At 50.7% G+C, this 18,892-nt stretch carries 14 protein-coding genes and 1 tRNA gene; 9 read left to right on the top strand and 6 right to left on the bottom strand.

The features are described from left to right. Positions 1-13 precede the first annotated feature (13 nt). The 3 genes from ABD880_RS17165 to ABD880_RS17155 all read left to right on the top strand — a co-directional run bounded on the left by ABD880_RS17165 (position 14) and on the right by ABD880_RS17155 (position 5,466). Positions 14-2,116 (top strand): family 16 glycosylhydrolase, encoded by a 2,103-nt coding sequence (locus ABD880_RS17165; protein WP_345168874.1) that lies wholly within the window; start codon positions 14-16, stop codon positions 2,114-2,116. Positions 2,117-2,206: 90 nt separating this feature from the next. Next, positions 2,207-4,474 carry a beta-glucosidase BglX gene (gene bglX / locus ABD880_RS17160; RefSeq protein ID WP_345168867.1) on the top strand — a complete coding sequence of 756 codons (2,268 nt, stop codon included), beginning with the start codon at positions 2,207-2,209 and terminating at the stop codon, positions 4,472-4,474. A gap of 248 nt (positions 4,475-4,722) precedes the next feature. After that, the gene (locus ABD880_RS17155; protein WP_345168861.1) at positions 4,723-5,466 is read left to right on the top strand and encodes an SIMPL domain-containing protein; all 744 of its coding nucleotides are present in this window, start codon (positions 4,723-4,725) and stop codon (positions 5,464-5,466) included. 53 nt (positions 5,467-5,519) lie between these two features. Here the strand turns inward: ABD880_RS17155 and ABD880_RS17150 are convergent, their stop codons facing one another. Further along, complete coding sequence (locus ABD880_RS17150; protein ID WP_345168857.1) at positions 5,520-6,206, bottom strand: hypothetical protein; 687 nt, start codon at positions 6,204-6,206, stop codon at positions 5,520-5,522. Between the two features lie 479 nt (positions 6,207-6,685). Further along, a complete protein-coding gene (locus ABD880_RS17145; protein ID WP_345168854.1) occupies positions 6,686-7,825 on the bottom strand; it encodes a cystathionine gamma-synthase in 1,140 nt (379 codons plus the stop codon). Between the two features lie 133 nt (positions 7,826-7,958). Between ABD880_RS17145 and ABD880_RS17140 the strand changes: the two genes are divergently transcribed. Together ABD880_RS17140 and ABD880_RS17135 are read left to right on the top strand one after the other, a co-directional pair. Next, entirely contained in the window at positions 7,959-8,654 is a 696-nt protein-coding gene (locus ABD880_RS17140; RefSeq protein ID WP_345168852.1) for a TVP38/TMEM64 family protein, read from the top strand. A gap of 142 nt (positions 8,655-8,796) precedes the next feature. Continuing rightward, a tRNA-Arg gene (locus tag ABD880_RS17135) sits at positions 8,797-8,873 on the top strand. Between the two features lie 233 nt (positions 8,874-9,106). Here ABD880_RS17135 and ABD880_RS17130 read toward each other — a convergent pair. From ABD880_RS17130 to ABD880_RS17120, 3 genes are all read right to left on the bottom strand, one after another. Further along, positions 9,107-9,484 carry a hypothetical protein gene (locus ABD880_RS17130; RefSeq protein ID WP_345168849.1) on the bottom strand — a complete coding sequence of 126 codons (378 nt, stop codon included), beginning with the start codon at positions 9,482-9,484 and terminating at the stop codon, positions 9,107-9,109. Positions 9,485-9,594: 110 nt separating this feature from the next. Continuing rightward, positions 9,595-10,182 (bottom strand): heme NO-binding domain-containing protein, encoded by a 588-nt coding sequence (locus ABD880_RS17125; protein WP_345168847.1) that lies wholly within the window; start codon positions 10,180-10,182, stop codon positions 9,595-9,597. 241 nt (positions 10,183-10,423) lie between these two features. Then, positions 10,424-10,927: a GAF domain-containing protein gene (locus ABD880_RS17120; RefSeq protein ID WP_345168844.1), complete on the bottom strand. Its 504-nt coding sequence runs from the start codon at positions 10,925-10,927 to the stop codon at positions 10,424-10,426. A 388-nt stretch (positions 10,928-11,315) separates the two neighbouring features. Between ABD880_RS17120 and ABD880_RS17115 the strand changes: the two genes are divergently transcribed. The 4 genes from ABD880_RS17115 to ABD880_RS17100 all read left to right on the top strand — a co-directional run bounded on the left by ABD880_RS17115 (position 11,316) and on the right by ABD880_RS17100 (position 17,131). Next, the gene (locus ABD880_RS17115) at positions 11,316-11,747 is read left to right on the top strand and encodes an STAS/SEC14 domain-containing protein (RefSeq protein ID WP_345168841.1); all 432 of its coding nucleotides are present in this window, start codon (positions 11,316-11,318) and stop codon (positions 11,745-11,747) included. Between the two features lie 65 nt (positions 11,748-11,812). Next, positions 11,813-14,200: an endonuclease gene (locus tag ABD880_RS17110; RefSeq protein ID WP_345168838.1), complete on the top strand. Its 2,388-nt coding sequence runs from the start codon at positions 11,813-11,815 to the stop codon at positions 14,198-14,200. Between the two features lie 515 nt (positions 14,201-14,715). Beyond that, a complete protein-coding gene (locus ABD880_RS17105) occupies positions 14,716-15,678 on the top strand; it encodes a YheT family hydrolase (protein WP_345168836.1) in 963 nt (320 codons plus the stop codon). Between the two features lie 172 nt (positions 15,679-15,850). Then, on the top strand, positions 15,851-17,131 hold the full coding sequence (locus ABD880_RS17100; RefSeq protein ID WP_345168834.1) for a YaiO family outer membrane beta-barrel protein: 1,281 nt from the start codon (positions 15,851-15,853) through the stop codon (positions 17,129-17,131). A gap of 279 nt (positions 17,132-17,410) precedes the next feature. On the opposite strand, the gene ABD880_RS17095 is transcribed toward ABD880_RS17100, so the two are convergent. Next, entirely contained in the window at positions 17,411-18,823 is a 1,413-nt protein-coding gene (locus ABD880_RS17095) for an FAD-binding oxidoreductase (protein ID WP_345168832.1), read from the bottom strand. Positions 18,824-18,892: the final 69 nt, after the last annotated feature.

The following is an 18,892-nucleotide window of genomic DNA, read 5'->3' as shown; positions in this document are numbered from 1 at the left end:
AAACAGCCCAAAAATGCATAAATTCAAATATCTGACCTTCTGCCTGAGCCTCTTGTGGTCTTTGGGTGTCAAGGCGCAGACTGCCACCTTCAATGAACTTGTCTGGAGCGATGAGTTTGAAGCAAACGGTGCCCTTAACCCTGCCTGGTGGAGCTATGACCTGGGCACGGGTGACAATGGCTGGGGAAACCGTGAACTGCAATCTTATACCAACCAACTGGCCAATGTTCGCCAGGCGGGTGGCAAGCTGGTCATTGAAGCCATCAAGCAGAACGGCAACTGGACCTCTGGCCGCGTGAAGACCCAAGGCAAGTTCAAGTTTACATATGGCCGCGTAGAATGGAAAGCCAAACTGGCGCCGGGCGTAGGCACCTGGCCCGCGCTCTGGACGCTAGGCGAAAGCATCTCTACCAAAGGATGGCCTGCCTGCGGCGAGATTGACGTAATGGAATACATTGACCGTTTGCCCGGTAAGGTGCAGGCGGCTTTGCACACACCGTCCAGCTTTGGCAATACCCAGAACATAGGCTCTACGCAAGTGCCAGACGCCACCACGGCCTATCATATTTATGCCGCTGAGTGGTCACCTACAGAGATTAAGTTCTTTGTAGACAACACCCTGTACTACACTTATGCCCCCGCAGTGAAAGACGCCAGAACATGGCCCTTCACCGAGGACCAGTTCCTAATTATGAACATTGCCGTGGGTGGTAACATGGGTAGTGAGCCAAGCTTGGAGACCAACGGCCAGAAAAATGGCGTGGATCCCAACCTTACCAGCACCCGCATGGAGATTGAGTATGTACGGGTGTATCAAACCTTTAAAGAACTTGCCTTGACTGGTCCTACTTTAGTTAGCCCTTCAGCGCAGAACGTCACCTTTAAAGCCAGCCAGTTAGCCAACGCCACCTACACCTGGACCCTGCCAGAAGGCGCCACCATTGTAAGCGGACAGAACACGTCTGAGGTGGTCATCAACTGGGGCCGGAAATCTGGAACGGTGCGCGTGCAGATGCAACACAATGGCCAGACCTATACCAAGTCTCTGGAGGTGAAAACCAAGATGGTGCCCAGCGGCAGTTCCTTCCTGATTGAAGGCTTCTCCCCTATCCCATCATCGTTCTTGCAAACTTCTGGGGGAACGTTTCAATTAAGCCAGGCCATTGACGCGCTCAGAATCAATTACAACATTACTACGCCCAACAACCTGCCGGCGGTAGTGTATGAACTGGAGTCACCACTGGACATGACCGGTTACCCGGTGCTACAGGCTTCCATCAAGACGCTCAACAAAAGTAAAACCGTCGCTTTACGCATAGACCTATTAGATGCCACCGGTAAAATTACCGGTGGCAATCAGGTTTTTACCCTATCCCCCATCATTGATGACGGTGAGTACTACACCTACCACTTTAACTATGCAAACGCCTTTGGCACGGGTACAGGACAGGTAGATCCTGCCAGTATCAGCAAGATAAGACTACTCATCAATTATGGTTTGTTTGGCTCGCCGGGGCAGGATTCTTTGTGGCTGGACAGTTTTAGTGTATTGCCCGCCATGCCTACCACACCTAACAGAGCCTCTCATGCCGCCGCAACCACGGCGGCTTCTGGCATTACAGTGACTTGGCAAGACAATGCCACAAATGAGCAATCATTCAAAATCTTAAAAAGCGCCCAAAGCAATGGGACTTACCAAGAAATAGCCTCTGTTGCCGCCAATACCAGAACCTTCACAGACCCAGCCGGCACACGTGAAACCTTCTACAAGATTCAGGCAGTGAACGCGGCAGGAACAGCCAGCTTTTCGAATATTGCCACGGTGGCTGGGGTCATTAGTGGATTGCCGGTAGATGACGCTTTAGCGAGGCAAGTGCAGGTGTTTCCTAATCCGGCTTCCTCCAAATTCTTTCTCTCTTTCCCTGCTGGCACCAAGGTAAAGGCCATCCGGCTTTTTGGGTTGAATGGCCAAGAGGTTCCTGCATTGGTTTCATCTCTAACAGGAAAATCAACTATAGAGGTGACACCTAGTACGCTTCTCCCAGACGGCTTGTACCTGTGTCAAATCCAAACCGAAAAAGCGATGCTTTTTAAACGACTTCTCATCCAGAAGTAAAATTTCAAATAGTCAGTTTCCTTCACTTTTAGCCATCAAAAGCTAGAGAACAGGGATTCTACAATCTTCTTCAGACCAAATTTTATCCTCATGAAAAGATTTTCCGCAACCTGCCTAGTCCTCCTCCTTTCCATAATATCCTTTACCTCCTTCACGCCAGCCCCCCAGAAATCGCCTATTGACAAGCGCATTGAAGACCTGCTGGCCAAAATGACTCTGGAAGAGAAAGTAGGCCAGCTCAATTTTGTGGTAGGCGACCTTTTTAACACCGGCCCTACCGTGCGCACGTCACAGTCAGACAAGTTCAATGCCGCCATCAAGAAAGGCGAGATCACGGGCATCTTCAACATTCACGGCGCCGAGTACATTGGCAAACTGCAGCGCCTGGCCGTCAAAGAGTCGCGCCTGGGCATTCCGCTGTTGATTGGCGCTGACATCATCCATGGCTTTAAGACTGTGTTCCCTATTCCCTTAGGCGAGTCTGCCAGCTGGGACTTAGCCGCCATTGAAAATGGTTCTAAGGTAGCGGCCATTGAGTCTACCGCCGGGGGCATCAACCTGACCTTCGCGCCCATGGTGGATATTTCCCGCGACTCACGCTGGGGACGCACCGCCGAAGGAGCCGGCGAGGACCCGTACCTGGGTTCACTGATTGCCGCCGCCCGCGTGAGAGGTTTCCAAGGTAAAGACCTGGCGGACCCGCGCACCATGGCCGCTTGCGTGAAGCACTTTGTAGCCTACGGAGCCGCCGAGGGTGGTCGCGATTACAACACCACAGACATGTCTGAGTACGTGTTGAGAGACGTTTATTTACCACCTTTCAAAGCTGCTCTGGACGCTGGTTCTGCCACCTTAATGTCGGCGTTTAATGAGTTGAACGGCGTGCCTGCCACAGGCAACATGTTCACCATGGACCAGATTCTCCGGAAAGAATGGGGCTTTAAGGGCGCGGTCATCTCAGACTGGCAGAACATCACTGAGATGGTCAACCACGGTTATTCCAAAGACCACGCCCAAGCCGCAGAACAGGCCTTGAGAGCCGGCACAGACGTAGACATGATGGGCGAAGCCTACTTGAAATTCGTTCCGGAACTGGTGCGCAGCGGCAAGCTGGATCAGAAGATTCTGGACGAGTCGGTGCGCCGGGTGCTGTGGCTCAAGTTTAAACTAGGCTTGTTTGACAACCCGTACCTGTACTCAGACACAAAGCGCGAAAAGAAAGAGATACGCTCCAAAGAAAACCTGGCCGCCGCGTTTGACATGGCCCGCAAGTCTATGGTCTTGTTAAAAAACCAGGGTAATATTCTGCCTTTGACGGCCGCCACCAAAAAGATTGCCGTCATTGGACCACTAGGCAACAACAAAGCCGATATGAACGGCACCTGGTCTTTCTTCGGGGAGGAGCAACACCCGGTAAGCTTCTTAGAAGGCATCAAGAAATACGCCAAAGGCGCTGAGGTAACCTTTGCCGAGGGCTGTGACCTGTATACCAACTCCACTGACAAATTCGCAGCGGCCGTAGCCGTGGCCCGCAACGCCGACGTGGTGATTATGGCCATTGGCGAAAGCGCCGTGATGAACGGTGAAGGCGCCTCTAGAGCAGACATTGGCCTGCCAGGCGTACAGTTGGACCTGGTAAAGGAAATCCACAAGACCGGCAAGCCTATTGTAGCCTTGGTAAGCAGTGGCCGCGCTCTGGAACTGTCCTGGCTGGATCAGAACATTCCTACCATCATGGCTACCTGGTCCTTAGGCTCAGAAGCCGGCAATGCCGTGGCCAGCGTTCTGTTTGGTGAGTACAACCCGGCAGGTAAACTGCCACTGTCTTTCCCGCGCCATGTGGGCCAATTGCCGCTGTATTATAACATCAAGAACACGGGCCGCATGTATGAAGGCAACCATTCAGAGCCGGGCAGTGAGCGCGTGTACCGCTCCCGCTACCGCGATGTGCCCAATGATGCCCTGTATCCGTTTGGCTACGGCTTGAGCTACACCACCTTTGCCTACGGCCAGCCTAAACTCAACAAAAGCAGCATTGCCGGCAATGAGAACCTGGTCTTGACGGTAGAGGTTACCAACACGGGCAAGTACGCCGGCGAAGAAGTGGTACAACTCTACATTCAGGATTTGGTAGGCAGCACCGCCAGACCCGTTAAACAGCTTAAGAAATTCCAGAAGCTGGCCTTTGCCCCCGGCGAAAAGAAAACCGTGACGTTCACTCTTAATACAACGGACCTTTCTTTCTGGCGTCAGGACATGACGTTTGGCGCTGAGCCCGGCGACTTTAAAATTATGGTAGGCGGCAACTCCAGAGACGTGCAGACGCTGCCGTTTACCTTGACCTCAGCCTCTATGTAAGACCTTCATGTGGAAGTCGTTTTTGGTTTACTTTTCCGAAAACAACTAAAAAACGCCAGCTACCATAGCTGGCGTTTTTTTTTGACCGTGCCCACAAACGCTTGCTTTACAACAAAGAGTATTCCCGTTTTTGGCCTGTTTTCCAGAAATCAGGCCAAAAACGACAAGTGGTAACGCTTTCAAATATCCGTGAGCCTATTATCTTTAGTTAAAAATCCATCCCTCTGCTCTAAAGCCCTGTTCACCCTATGAAGTTTTCCTCCTTGCTCCCCCGTTTTAAAGCCTCTGGAATAGTCACTCTCTTTGGCTCGCTCCTTCTTTTGGGTTCCTGTGAGCCTAAAACCACCCACTCCAATCAGGTGAAGGTGCTGGGGTACGGAAGTGTGACCACCTATCCAGACGTGGCTGAAATTTCGGTAGAAGCCTCTTTCACCAAAGACCGTATGAAGGATGCGGTGCAAGAGGTGCAGGCGGTTACCAACAGCGTATTGGCGCTCTCCAAAAAATACACTACCTCAACAGAAGATGTGCGCATCAGTAGCATCTCGGCCAACAAGGATTATGTCTACGTCAACGGCAAAAACCAATTTACGGGCTTCAACTCTTCCCAGTCCATCACCATTAAAATCACTGACCTTAAACGGCTGGAAGCCTTCATGGAAGAATTGCTGGCCACCAAGATCAACCGCATCCAGAGCATCAGCTACACGCATACCAAGGCAGACAGCCTGAGAAGAGAAGCCAATGCCCTAGCGTTATCAGATGCCGTGAAGGCCGCCGACCATCTGTGCTCGGTTACCAAAACCACCCGAGGACCGGTTATAGAAATGGCCAACTACCGCACCTTGGACAGTGGCAACGGCAACTACTCAGCTGACCAGGACATAGACGTAGAGCTGTATGGCAAAGGCTTTGGCGGAAGCGGCTTTAAAGTCACGCCTGAACTGTTAAAATTCAGGAGCACTTGCCACGTAGCCTTCGCACTGGAGTAACCGTCGTTTTTGTGGTATTTTCCAGAAAACAGGCTAAAAACGGCATATTAATTCTACAAAGCGAAGGGCGGTGCTTGGTTAGGTTTCCAGACGGTTTGGGCCAGTTCATTCAAGGCCAGGCGGGCATTCCGGAAGCCTTGGGCCAGTTGGCTGTAGACCTCGGCTAGTTCCAGTTCATAAGCTAGTTTGTGCGTGGCAGCCAGCCTGAAACTGCTTCTACCCACCTCCTCATAAAAGGACTGGTCTGGTGCCCCGCGTTGCTGGCGGCGCTCAATCCAGGCTTGAAACATACCAGATAGAAACAGCGCATAGTTGCCAATGTGCACCCGTATCAAAAAAGCTTCGGCGGCACTGGCATTGGTCAACGCCTCCAGCATGTCTATTATGTACTTGAACCGGTGAGGCAGTTTCTCATGAATCGAGTGCATGCGCTGGGTGGTGGAGAACTGCCAGAGCAAGGAGGCAATATAATCTGCCAAGTCACGGTCCTCAATGTTCTGGCGGCGCAAGACGGTGCGGGCCAGTACATAGAAATACAATTGCTGGGACACGCTTACCTGGCCTACTTGCGTGAGCAGGGCCTTGGGCAGGGCGGCATGGTCCAGCATCTCATCGCGGCAGTCTGGGTCACTGAGCAGTTCTATGAGGCTTACATGTCTGGCACCCTGCTTGGACAAGATGCGGGCTATAAAATCAAAGTCCGTGGCGGTGAACTGGGCACGGCAGTTGGCTAACACCATGGTTCATGCTCCTTTCCAATTTGAGTGGATGTTCTAGGGTATGATTGAATTCTAAAAAGACAGAAAAGCCTTTTCAGCTACTATTCTTAAAACGAAGTAGCATTTTGGAAGGTTATCCACCTTCTATATTATGTAATTCGTTTTTGGCCTGGTTTCTGAAAATCAGGTCAAAAACGAGGATACTGTACTTAGCTCCGTAGCGGCGTTATACATAACGCCGTGGCTCCATGAAACTGTATGGAGCCAACTGCTAAACCAATCTACGTCAGCACTATTTTTTGAGCCTTGGAGATTGGTTTTGCATAGTTTGCCAAGCTGGCACTTCGTAGAAACACGGCGTTATGTATAACGCCTCTACGGGGCAGGCACCATCTCAATGCAATTCGTTTTTGGGCTGTTTTGTTGAAAATAGGCTACAAACGAAAATCCCCGCCGGTTCTGCACCAACGGGGACTTCCAAAAAATATAAGCTTCTAAACTTAGCCGATGGCCTGCTCTAGATCTGCGATGAGGTCTTCTACGTCTTCAATGCCCACGCTCAAACGGATAAGTGAATCTGACAGACCGCCTTTTAAGCGCTCTACCTGCGGAATGCTGGCGTGCGTCATGGTGGCCGGGTGACCGCAAAGCGATTCTACACCACCCAGAGACTCGGCTAAGGCAAAGTACTTCAGTTTCTCCAGTACCTGGATGGCGTCTTCCTGCTTGTCGCCTTTCAAGACAAAGGAAATCATCCCCCCGAAGTCGCGCATCTGGTCACGGGCGATCTGGTGGTTGGGGTGGCTCTCAAAGCCTGGCCAGAAGACCTTTTCTACTTTAGGGTGCTGCTTCAGGTATTCGGCTACGGCTTTCCCATTTTCACAGTGGCGTTGCATGCGTATGTGCAGGGTCTTGAGGCCGCGCAATACCAGGAAGCAGTCTTGTGGACCGGGGGTTCCGCCGCAGGCATTCTGGAAGAAAGCCAGTTGTTCAGCCAGGGCATCGTCCTTCACTACAATAGCTCCCATCACCACGTCTGAGTGACCGGCCATGTATTTAGTCAAAGAGTGCATCACAATATCAGCGCCCAAATCAAGCGGGGTTTGCAGATATGGTGTTGAGAAGGTGTTGTCCACTACCAGCGTAAGATTGTGCTTCTTGCTGATGGCGGCGGCACCTTTGATGTCAATGATGTTCAAGAGCGGGTTGGTGGGCGTCTCTACCCAGATCATCTTGGTGTTCTCCGTGATGTGCTGTTCAATGCTGTTGATGTCTGCCATGGACACGAAGGTGAACTTGATGCCGTAGGTCTGATACACCTTGGTGAAGATGCGGTAGGTGCCGCCGTACAGGTCATTGGTAGAGATGACCTCATCGCCAGGCTTTAACAGTTTAATGATGCAGTCGGTGGCGGCCATGCCAGACGCGAAGCACAGGCCATGGTTACCGTTCTCCAGCGCTGCCAGGGCGTATTGCAATGCCGTGCGGGTGGGGTTGTGCGTACGCGAGTACTCGTAGCCTTTGTGGTCGCCGGGTGAGCGCTGCACGTAGGTAGAGGTCTGGTAAATAGGGGTCATGATGGCGCCGGTGGTAGGATCTGGCTCTACCCCTGCGTGTATGGTTTTGGTTCCGAATTTCATAGAGTCTTATACGGTAGTATGGGTGCAAGTTAGAGAAATTGCCTGCAAGTTGCCAACCACCGCATATTCAGCCATTGCGTCGTTTTTGCCGTAGTTCTGGTAAATTACCCGATATTCGGGGCCCTAGACGCCTATGTGGAAAAAACTGCTGCAACAAAATTCTGGAACGCTTCTGTACTCTGCCTTGCTGGTAGTGGTACCCGTGGTAGCCAGCTCTGGCCTGGCCTTCTGGCTGTATAGAAACCAGGAATTCTTACAGAATCTCTCCTTGGGCGGTATGGTGCTGTACTTTGTGGTAGTCTCCCTGACCATGGCCTTCGCGCTCACGCCCACTACTTTTGTAGCGCTGGCCACGGGCTTTTTGTTTGGCTGGGTGTCGTTTCCGGGAGTGGTGGTGTCGTATGGCATAGCGGCCTTGATTGGCTACACGGTGGCCCGCCTCATTGACCATGGCAAGATGACGGCTTTTCTGCACCAGTTCCCCAAAGCCGAGGGTGTCATCAATGAACTACGGGACCAGAGTTGGAGCCTGATCATCTTGACGAGAATTTCGCCGGTGCTACCCTTCGCGTTCATGACCTTTGTGTTGTCCTTGGTGCAGGTGCCCCGTACTAGGTTTTTGTTGGCCAGCATGGCAGGAATGTTGCCGCGCACGTTGTTTTTCTTCTGGGTAGGCACGCAGGCGCAGGATTTGCTAACCTTGCTGCAAGACCCCAACGCGGGCACTAGTGGCAAACTCTTGATGGGCGCGTTGGTAGTGATTTCTCTGGGAGGTATTTATGTATTGCTCAACCGCGCCATTAAAAAGGCCTTGGCCAAGAAGAGATAGACTTGTAGTCTTGCAGGAAGGTGAACCCCAAACCACTTGATTTACAGTCTTAATTAAATTAATGGCAGAATTTTACAGAAAATCTTTGGGCAGAACTTGCGTATAAAGGGGCAACCTACTACCTTTGCATCACTAAATAACTGGTCACGTAGCTCAACTGGATAGAGCATCTGACTACGAATCAGAAGGTTAGGGGTTCGACTCCCTTCGCGACCACCAGTTATGCAATGAAAGCCCTTTAGAGAAATCTGAAGGGCTTTTTTGTTTTATTGCTGAGTCAGCAAGACCCATATCTTTGCCCTCTTTAGCCAAGCGTGTTCTGGTTTGCCTTTCTACTTGCTTAAAAAGCAGTCCTCCCTCCTAACGCCTGCAAGTGCAGTATAAGGAAATAAGTACTTCCAGAACTGAGGTAAAGCGGCAACTTGGTAAATCTGCTCAGTTAAAAAGCCCCATTACGCCAGTAGCCACTCCATTGCCTCTTGCTCTGTGGCAAAGGTACCTAGTTGGTAAGACAACAGTCCCTTCTCCTGGATGTGATTGATGTTTGCCTGTGCCTGCTTTTCCCGCACAGGGTCAACCGGCTGGATTCTTGCCACCTTTTGAAGTCTGGTTTTGGAGAGATGACTAGCCAGTTCAAGGGTTAAGGACCTGTTTTCTTCTATTGAAGATTTTATGACCGTTTTACTGGCGTCTAACAATAACCGCTTCACGTCATAATTGATAATGGCCTGCACCATGGCAGCAAGGCTTTCTTTGATGATAGGAAGCAAAACCGAGTCTACATCTGGGTACTTGACATGCAAAATATCCGTAGCCGGACTGTAATGCATCTGTATAGGACTATTTGGCAAGAGGTTCATGAGCAGGTAAGGAAAGAGCCCTGGCAGAAAATGGCAAGGACCTCAAAAATAGAAATAAAAAAGAAGTGGAGACCTACTAATCATTGAGGTTTTGAAAAGTCAAAGTCAACCAGAATCTGTACCCGCTCGTCATCGGGTTTAGACAGCCTGGTCACTTTCACCAAGTCACTTTCTCCATAGTAGCGGGCAATTCCTCTTATAATGCCTACTGCTACGCCAGACATGCGGCGCTTGGAATAATAGTCCACTATCAGTCTATTGTGCTCTTGTTTAGTGACAACCAGAATGGGAGGTGTGGTTCTGGGGTCTTCTCTCCTGACGGCCCCATGCATAGCCTCTTCTGTATTCAAAAGCATCTGGTAGGTGCGCCAATCTGGGTCAATGTACTTTTTATAAACCATTAACAGGTCCGGCACCATGAACTCCCCAAATTGCTCCATCAGGTCATACACTGAGACATCCATCAACTCTGACGCCTGCAGGACAATAGCAAACAAGTCATCTGTAGGATACATCTCCTGCATCTGGTAAGAGGGCGTCTCCACTCCCGCTTTTTCCAGCAGGCCTACCCATGTACTATAGTCATGCGTACCCTCTACAAATCTTTTTAGTAACACAAAAATAGAACCATGCATCAAGGTATGGTCAGCGATTACTTTCTCTGTCATGAGGAATGCTTACAGCCTAAGTTTAACTTTAGTTAGTTAATATATAAAGATAGTAACCAAAAAAGCAAATAAAGGACCTGCAGAACAAGGTAAGCAGCGTCAGGAAATAGAGGATAGGGCCCTTTTCTTTGGCGCGCCAAGCAAAGGGGCACAAGTTGTCTACCTCTATGTAAACAACTGAAGGAAGTTTATAAGAGAATGAATACTGATAGCCATCCGCGGGTCTGGCAAAGACGGTAGGTTATCCTTTCTGCACGTCTTCCATGATAATAGCAGCCAGGTTCTCTAATATTCGTTGCTCTGCCTCTGTAAATACCCGTGGTTCCTGATCTACTAAGCACAAGGCACCAATGTTAAAACCATCTGAGGTGGTCAAAGGGGCGGCGGCATAGAACCTAAGTCCAAACTCGCCGGTCACCATAGGATTGGCCAACAGACAGGGTTCTTGCAAGGCGTTTTCAAACACCGTTACATCTTCACGTAGTACCGCCAGAGAACAAAGGCTTGTGCCTCTGGGTACAGGCTCGGCAAGCTCTATCCCGGCACTGGCCAGCGTATGCACAGAATTACTGTCTACTAAGTTTACCAGCGCAATGGGCACGTTGAACATGCGTGCCGCCATACTGGCTATGTGTTTAAAAGGCCCAAACTCTTTGTGCGTGTCCAGTAGATGGTAACTGCGCAGCTTGGCCAGCCTCTCTTCTTCGTTGTCAGGCAGGATGGGTATTCCAAATGTATTCTCCATGAATCATTGATGTGATAGGGCCTTCTTAACCCCGTTTATTACGCAATAGTTACAAGTGGCATAAAAACAGGACGGCTAAGTTTGTAGGTCATTCGCCATTCTTGTAATAGCACCCCTGTGCTATGCGCGTTTCTGTACTTGTCTAAAAGCTATTCTTCTGTGCTGACCAAGAAGAAATCCTTTCTTTTATCACTGCTTGCATGGCTAGCATAAGACTCTTTAAACTGAACTCCGTCATGCAGTTTGCATATACTAAATAATACTAAGAATAAATAAATATAATCCTATTTAAATTTACATAAACAATTAATTATCAGCTACATTAGCAATACAGAAAATAATTTATACTATTTTTGCATCTACTTAAAAGACAACAGAATATAGTAACATGTCACAGTTTACTACCGCTCATGCTACCTTGAGTTGGAGGCAAGAAGACAACCTGCTCACCGCCAAATGGTGCGGAGTGGTATACAGCAGAGAATTCCAGCAGATAGCCCAGACGCTGCTTGACAAAACCCAGGAACATAAGTTGTACAAGTGGTATCTCCACTTAGAGGAGATGCAGGAGATTGAGTCACAGGATGAGTCCTGGCTGTTTACTGAGTGGCTAGAGGCTTTCCTGAGCCTGCCTATCCAAAAGCTGGCGCTCATCCCGTCCCAGTACCTGGACAATCACATGTCTATTGAGCAACTCATCAAAGTGGCCCAGACCATGAAGCCCTTAGACGTTCAGTTCTTCACAGAGGAGCAGGAGGCCCTTTTGTGGCTGAATGAGAAGTCTGTCATTGACCCGCTTGCCTTCATCACACAAAATTAACACCAGAAGCGCTCTGCTTCAGGGAGTTTCTGGTACCTTTGCGTTTCCTTCCTTAACCTTATTACATGAGAACATTCTTACGCCCTCTCCTGCTAGTAGTATTGGTGAGTTGGTCTGGCCTCACTGCTGCCATTGCCCAAACCGCCCCGCCGTCCAACCTTTCTGGCGCCGAATTGAAGACCTGGCTCCGCCAGAACTGGTATGACGGCAAGCGCGTAGTCCTGGACTACAGCACTGCGCGTGGCAAAATGTACAACTACGTAGACAACTACAACAACAAGGTCACCTGCGTCTATTCTGGCTACCAGGAAAGCAACACCTACAGTGAAACCAACACCTCTCCTTCCTTAACCGCCCTCAATTGTGAGCATACGGTTCCACAGTCCTGGTTTAACGAGGTTGAGCGCATGAGAACCGACATTCACCATCTGTTCCCAACCGTGGTGCAGTGGAACAGCGACCGCGGCAGCGACCCGTTTGCTGAGATACCAGATGCGCAGACCCAGAAATGGATTAGACTATTATCATCACAGACTTCTATCCCTACCTCTAACATTGACGAGTACAGTGAAGACACGGGCACCCAGTTTGAACCGCGTGAGGACCATAAAGGAAACTTGGCCCGCGCGGTTTTCTATTTTTACACCATGCATGAGGGACAATCCTTTGACGCTGGCAAGAACACGGTAAGCGCCGTGGCAGACATGCAAACGCTTTACAACTGGCACTTACAAGATCCCGCCGACGCCCGTGAGCTGGAGCGCAATGCGCGCGTACAGAGAGCCCAGGGTAACCGCAACCCGTACATTGACTACCCAGAGTTGGTAGCCCGCGCCTACGGTTTCGCGACAGTGGCCTGTACCCCTACCACCGCTGCCAGCCAGCCTTTAATCACAGAAGCTGCCCCCACCTCCTTTAAGCTTTCCTGGACCAAGGGTAGCGGCGACCGCCGATTGGTGGTGGTAAGAGAAGCCTCAGCGGTGAACTTTGCCCCATCAGGTGCCTACACAACCGGCGTAAACGCAGACTTCTCACTGGCAACTGATCAAGGCAACGGCCAGAAGATTGTCTATAACAACACAGGCAACTCTGTGACTGTCAACGGACTAAGCGCCACCAAGACCTACCACGTCCAGATTTTTGAATACTGTAGTTCTGACAATACGTACAGCACTGCCCCGGCGCCAGCTGCACAAGTAACACTGCCCGGCTATTCCTGCGCAGGCGTCCCAACCCAGAATGCAACTGGCCTGGCAACTACTAGCCTTACCACCACTGGCTTTACCTTGAACATGACCGCCGGCAACGGTGACGGCCGTCTGGTGTTTTTGAGAGAAGCGCAGGCAGGCACCTTTACTCCGCAGGCTGGAGTAACCTATACAGGTGCAAATAGCAATTACAGTTTGGCCACTGCCCAGGCAGACGGCTCCCGTTTAGTGTATGCAGCCAACGGAACGCAGGTTTCTATTTCTGGCTTAAAAGCTGACACAGAGTACCATCTAGCCGTCTTTGAAAGCTGCTCCAACGGCTGGCAGTATGCTACTGCTCCAATCAGTTTGGTGGTAAAGACAGCCCCTGGCGCTGGCGGCACCCTGCCTACCGGGGTTCTGGCTCGGCAGACGTTTGAAGCCACGGCCACTGACGGCTGGGAAGTTCTTTCTGGTTTCAGCAGTTCAGAGGTGAACACGGGCACGCCTAACGGACAGCGCGTGCATGGCGGCCTTAAGTCCCTGCAGGCTACCACTACCTTACAAGAAGTCATCTTTAAACCGGTTGCTACCACTGGTTACAAAGACCTGGTGCTTGAACTGTTCAACAGCTCGGTGTCTACCACCACGGGCAACGGCATTGAGGCGGGTGACTATTTGGAAGTGTACACCACCATCAACGGAGGCACGTTCTCTTCTACCCCAGACATCAAAATCACCGGAGACGCCAACGACAACAACGCGCGTTACGGCATGGACGGCACGCTTCTATTGCAAACCGTGGCTGGCACGCCTTTAGTGAAAACCTTTACGGGATCTGCGCTGCCTACCATTGCCAAAGAAGCCGCCCCGTCCCGCCTGCTGGTGCAAATCCCTGACGGGGCCACCTCAGTACAGGTGAAAGTGCTCTTGAAAACCAACTCAGACAAAGAGTACCTGAACATTGATGACGTGACCTTGTATGGCAACGCCCTTACCACCACCGGCCTTCCTAAAGAGTTGGAGCAGCAGCTGCAGGTATATCCTAACCCTTCTAAAGGCTTGGTAACCCTCAAGGTGCCAACGGTGTTGAAGGTGCAGAGTGTACAGGTGGTGAATGCCATTGGCAAGATGGTGCATGCCGTCAAGGAGCCGGTAAAAGGCAACGCATTGAATGTAGACCTGCGCCATTTGCCAGCCGGCGTTTACTTCTTGCAGGTACGCACCAGCCAAGGCACGTCTAGTAGACGCATTATGCTGAATTAAGAATGCAAAAACACCATAAAGCAGAAGGGCTACCCCAATTGGGGTAGCCCTTCTGCTTTATGGGATGGCGGTGGCTCTGCAAATTATTTTGAAGCAGGGCCTGTGCCAGATTCTAGTTGTTGCAGATACTCTGCCTTTAAAGCACTTAGTCTACTAATGGCGGCATTTTTAAAATCCTCAACCGGCAGAAATCCTGGCCCGCCCTGTTCACCCTTGGGTACATTGCCAGAGTTTCTGCAAAGAGATTTGGGTTCTTGTTTTCTTTCCCACCGGTTGTGCATAGCAGTGATTGTTAAAATGATACTGTAAAAATACCTAAGGTCAACTGATACCTCAGGATAATTGGCCGTGCAGGGCAAAGCCCTCGGTGAATGAGCCTATAATCTGGTTAAACGTAAAAAGTACAATTACGCTACACGCTCAGGCGCTTCTTTTGAAGAATTCTATAAAAATGGTTATTTTTGCATAGTTCACTTTCAGCCTATTTTCCAGAAAATAGCCCTAAAACGACTTGCATGCCCTTAGTACCGTCCAGTTCTTACCGCGCGCCTTTTTTCTTATTTAACGGGCATCTGCAGACTATTCTGCCCAGCACCTTGCGCAAAGCACCTGCCGTGACCTACACGCGGGAGCGCATTGACACGCCAGACGAAGACTTTCTGGACCTGGACTGGTCCTGCGCAGAATCAGAGACGCTGGTAGTGGTGTCACATGGCCTGGAAGGCGACACGCATCGTCCATACATGAAGGGCATGGTGCGCGCCATGAACAAGGCCGGCTGGGACGCCCTGGCTTGGAACTACAGAAGCTGCAGCGGGGAGCCCAACCGGTTGCTCAGGTCATATCATATGGGCGTGATGGAAGATCTGCACCTGGTCATTGCCCATGCGCTGGCCAAGAAAAACTACAGCACGGTGTTTTTGGTGGGCTTTTCCATGGGCGGCAACCTCACGTTAAATTACTTATCTCAGTGGGCAGACAAAATACACCCACAAGTAAAGCGGGCGGCGGTGTTTTCTGTGCCATGCCACATGAGCAGTGCCTGTGACCAGCTGGCCAAGCCTCAGAACCGCATCTACATGCAGCGCTTCCTCAACACCCTGCACCAAAAGCTTTTGTTGAAAGCGCAGAGTTTTACGGTAGACTTAAGCAACTACCACCAGATTAAAACCTTTGAGCAGTTTGACAACCGCTTTACCGCACCTCTGCACGGGTTTAAAGATGCCGCAGACTATTACCAGCGCTGCAGTTCTGCCCTGCACCTGCAGCACCTGCAAATACCCACACTGCTGGTGAACGCCAAGAACGACCCGTTTCTGTCTCAGGAGTGTTTTCCCGTGGAACAGGCCCAGGAAAACCCACATCTCTACCTAGAGATGCCCGCCACGGGCGGCCACGTGGGCTTCACTGAAAACTTCCTGGCCGGTACCTATTACTCAGAAAGAAGGGCAGTGGAATTTTTAAAAGGCGCAGAATAGTCGTTTTTGGCCTGTTTTCTGGGAAACAGGCCAAAAACGAAACAGGCTCCCTTCACCGAGCCAACTGCGCCATTCATCGTAATTAGGGGAAGGCCCGCTAAATCCTGTTTATCTTTACCCGCATCTCCCCTGGGTGTTTGACAAACAATTGACTGTGCGGCAGGCTTTCTTTATGAGGCTCACTTACTTCTTCAAGTTCTTAGAATACAGGTGTTACGGCAAAACCCTGGCTACCCTCACTCTGCTACTGGCCCTCATCTGGCTGCAGGTACCAGCGCAGGCCCAAGGCAAGATAGACCCCGACTCCGTGTTCAAAGAGGCCCAAACCTTAGCGTTTGCCGGCAATCATGACCAAGCCAAAACCCTGCTCAGACAACTTATAAAGCAAGCGCCAGCATACCAGGACGCCCAAGTTCTCTTAGGCCGAATCCATGCCTGGAACGGCCACTATGACTCGGCTAGACTGGTGCTGAACCCACTCACCAAAACAGACGCCATCAATTTAGAGGCAATCACCGCCCTAGTTGATGTAGCACTTTGGAGCAACCACCCAAACCAAATCTTATACCTAACCCAAGAAGGCTTACGCACACATCCTCAGCACCAGGAACTGCTTTACAAAAAAGCCAAGGCCCTGCACCTGCTCAAGCGCCCATCAGAAGCCAAAGCTACGTTAAGTGAGCTTTTAGCTGTAAATCCTGCGCATGAACAGGGATTGGCATTGGTCGCTGCCTTACAAGAAGAGCTGGCCAAGAATAGCCTCTATGTGCTGTATGAATTGGATGCCTTCAGCAAGTCCTTGGACAACTGGCATACCCTCTCCTTGACCTACACCAGGCACCTGAAGCGTGGAAGCCTGATGGGCCGGGCCTACGTAGCCAACCGCTATGAGCAGACGGGCACCATGCTGGAGGCAGATTTCTACCCTAAACTGAATGACAACTGGTACCTGTATTTGAATGCGGGCGGCTCTTCGGCCAGTTTCTTTCCCAAATTCAGGTCTGGGGTCTCTGTCTACCGGAAACTATGGCGTGGCTTTGAGGCTGAGGCGGGTCTGCGATACTTGCGCTATGAGCAGAACACATTCATCTATACCGGGTCTTTGAGCAAGTACTGGGGCAATTTCTGGTTTTCGTTTCAGCCTTATTTCTCGCCTACAGGGCAGGAGATTTCCCGGTCATACTTCTTCACCGCCAGGTATTATTACGGGGAGGGCGCGGAGTTTTTGTCTTTGACGCTGGGCTCAGGCTTCTCCCCAGATGACCGCAACAAAGACCTCTCCCTACTGCCCTCTTCTACTCTGCGGTCTAACAAAATACGCTTAGACGCTCAAAAGAAGCTGACCCCTCTCCTGCTGGTCACTATCAGAATGGGACTGGATCATCAGGAATATCTACCGTCCACCTTCCGAAATAACTTTACGTTTGGCTTGGGACTAGACCGCCGTTTTTAGGCTATTTTCCGGAAAACAGCCCAAAAACGACAAGCTAGATGTTCTTGCCCGCGGTTGCTATTTCCTTCAATGAAAAACTTTACAAGTAAAGCGTCTTTTTAAGCATAGAGGAAACTCCTTTCTGCTTGTGTAATTCGCTTAAGAAAAGCCAGCATTCAGTTTAGTCGTTTTTGGCCTAATTCCCAGAAAACAGGCCAAAAAAGAAAATTCTGACTTACAAAAAAGCGGAGCTGGCCCTTTACTCAGGCCAACTCCGCCTTTCCTTAAATCATCTAATGCTTAGGCCATCTCAAAGATTTTACCGGGATTGAGAATGCCATGCGGGTCAAAGGTTTTCTTGATGCCGCGCATGAGCTCAAACTGCTTTTCTTGCAGGGCAATGTGCATGTACGGTTTCTGCACCAGGCCAATGCCGTGCTCCCCAGAGATGGTACCGCCCAAGGCCACGCACAGCCTGAACAGTTCCTTGATGCCCTCGGTGAGCTTGTTGTTCCAGTCATCGTCAGACATGTCGCCTTTGATGATGTTGATGTGCAGGTTGCCATCGCCGGCGTGGCCGTAGCAGACAGACTTAAAGTTATAGCGCTGCCCAATCTCCTTTACCCCTTTGAGCAAAGCAGGCAGTTCGGCACGGGGCACTACGGTGTCTTCTTCTTTGTAAATGGAGTTGTATCGCACGGCGTTGCCCACGTTGCGGCGTAGGCGCCAGATGTCTTCTTTCTGGGCTTCGGTGTCGGCTAGCAAGACTTCACCGGTGTTGAACTGCTCCAGCACGCCGTACACGCGCTCTGCATCCTGGTAAAGCAAATCCAGGTCCCAGCCGTCCAGTTCAATGATGAGGTGGGCTTCAATGTCTTCGGGCAGGGGCACGTCAATTTTGAGATAGTCTGAGGACCATTGCAGGGCTTCGCGCTCCATGAACTCCAGACCTGAAGGGGTGATGCCCGCCATGAAAATCTGGGCCACCGCCGCGCAGGCCTCTTCTGAAGACCTGAACGGCACCAGCATGACCACGTTCTTAGGCGGAAACGGAATGAGTTTGAACACGATCTTGGTGATGATGCCCAAAGTGCCCTCGCTGCCAATCATGAGGTGCGTGAGGTTATAACCCGTGGAATATTTCAAGACGTTGGCACCGGTCCAGATGATTTCGCCGGTAGGCAAAACCATTTCTATGTTAAGGACATAATCACGGGTCACACCATATTTGACCGCTTTGGGCCCGCCCGAGGACATGCTCAGGTTACCACCCAAGAAGCAGCTGCCTTTGCTGGCCGGGTCTGGCGGGTAGAAAAGTCCTTTGGCCTTGACGGCGTTCTGGAATTCTTCATTTACTACGCCTGGCTCTACCGTGGCCTGCAGGTTGCGCTCATCAATATTTATAATCTTGTTGAACCGCTCCATGGAGAGCACTACTCCGCCGTGTATAGGCAAGGCGCCTCCGCTCAGACCAGTGCCTGCGCCGCGGGGAGTCAAAGGAATATAATTGTCATGACACAGCTTGGCTATCTTACTCACCTCCTGCGCGTTAACCGGCTTCACCACCACCTCTGGGTAGAAGTGCAGGTCCTCGGTCTCATCATGGGCGTAACGCTTTACCTCTTCTTGCATGGCAGACGTGAGCACAAAGGCTTCTCCTACTATCTGCTGCAGGGCCGCCAAAATTTCTGGGGTGACTGGGTTAAAATTCATTTTATAGAAAGACTGAATAGGCTAACTTTAACGTTCCACTTGAAACTTTTGCTAAGGTAAAGCTTTGAA

Source organism: Nibribacter koreensis (assembly GCF_039541795.1).
Classification (GTDB): domain Bacteria; phylum Bacteroidota; class Bacteroidia; order Cytophagales; family Hymenobacteraceae; genus Nibribacter; species Nibribacter koreensis.
Note: the sequence above shows the minus strand (reverse complement) of the source record. Positions and strands in the feature narration are given on the sequence as shown.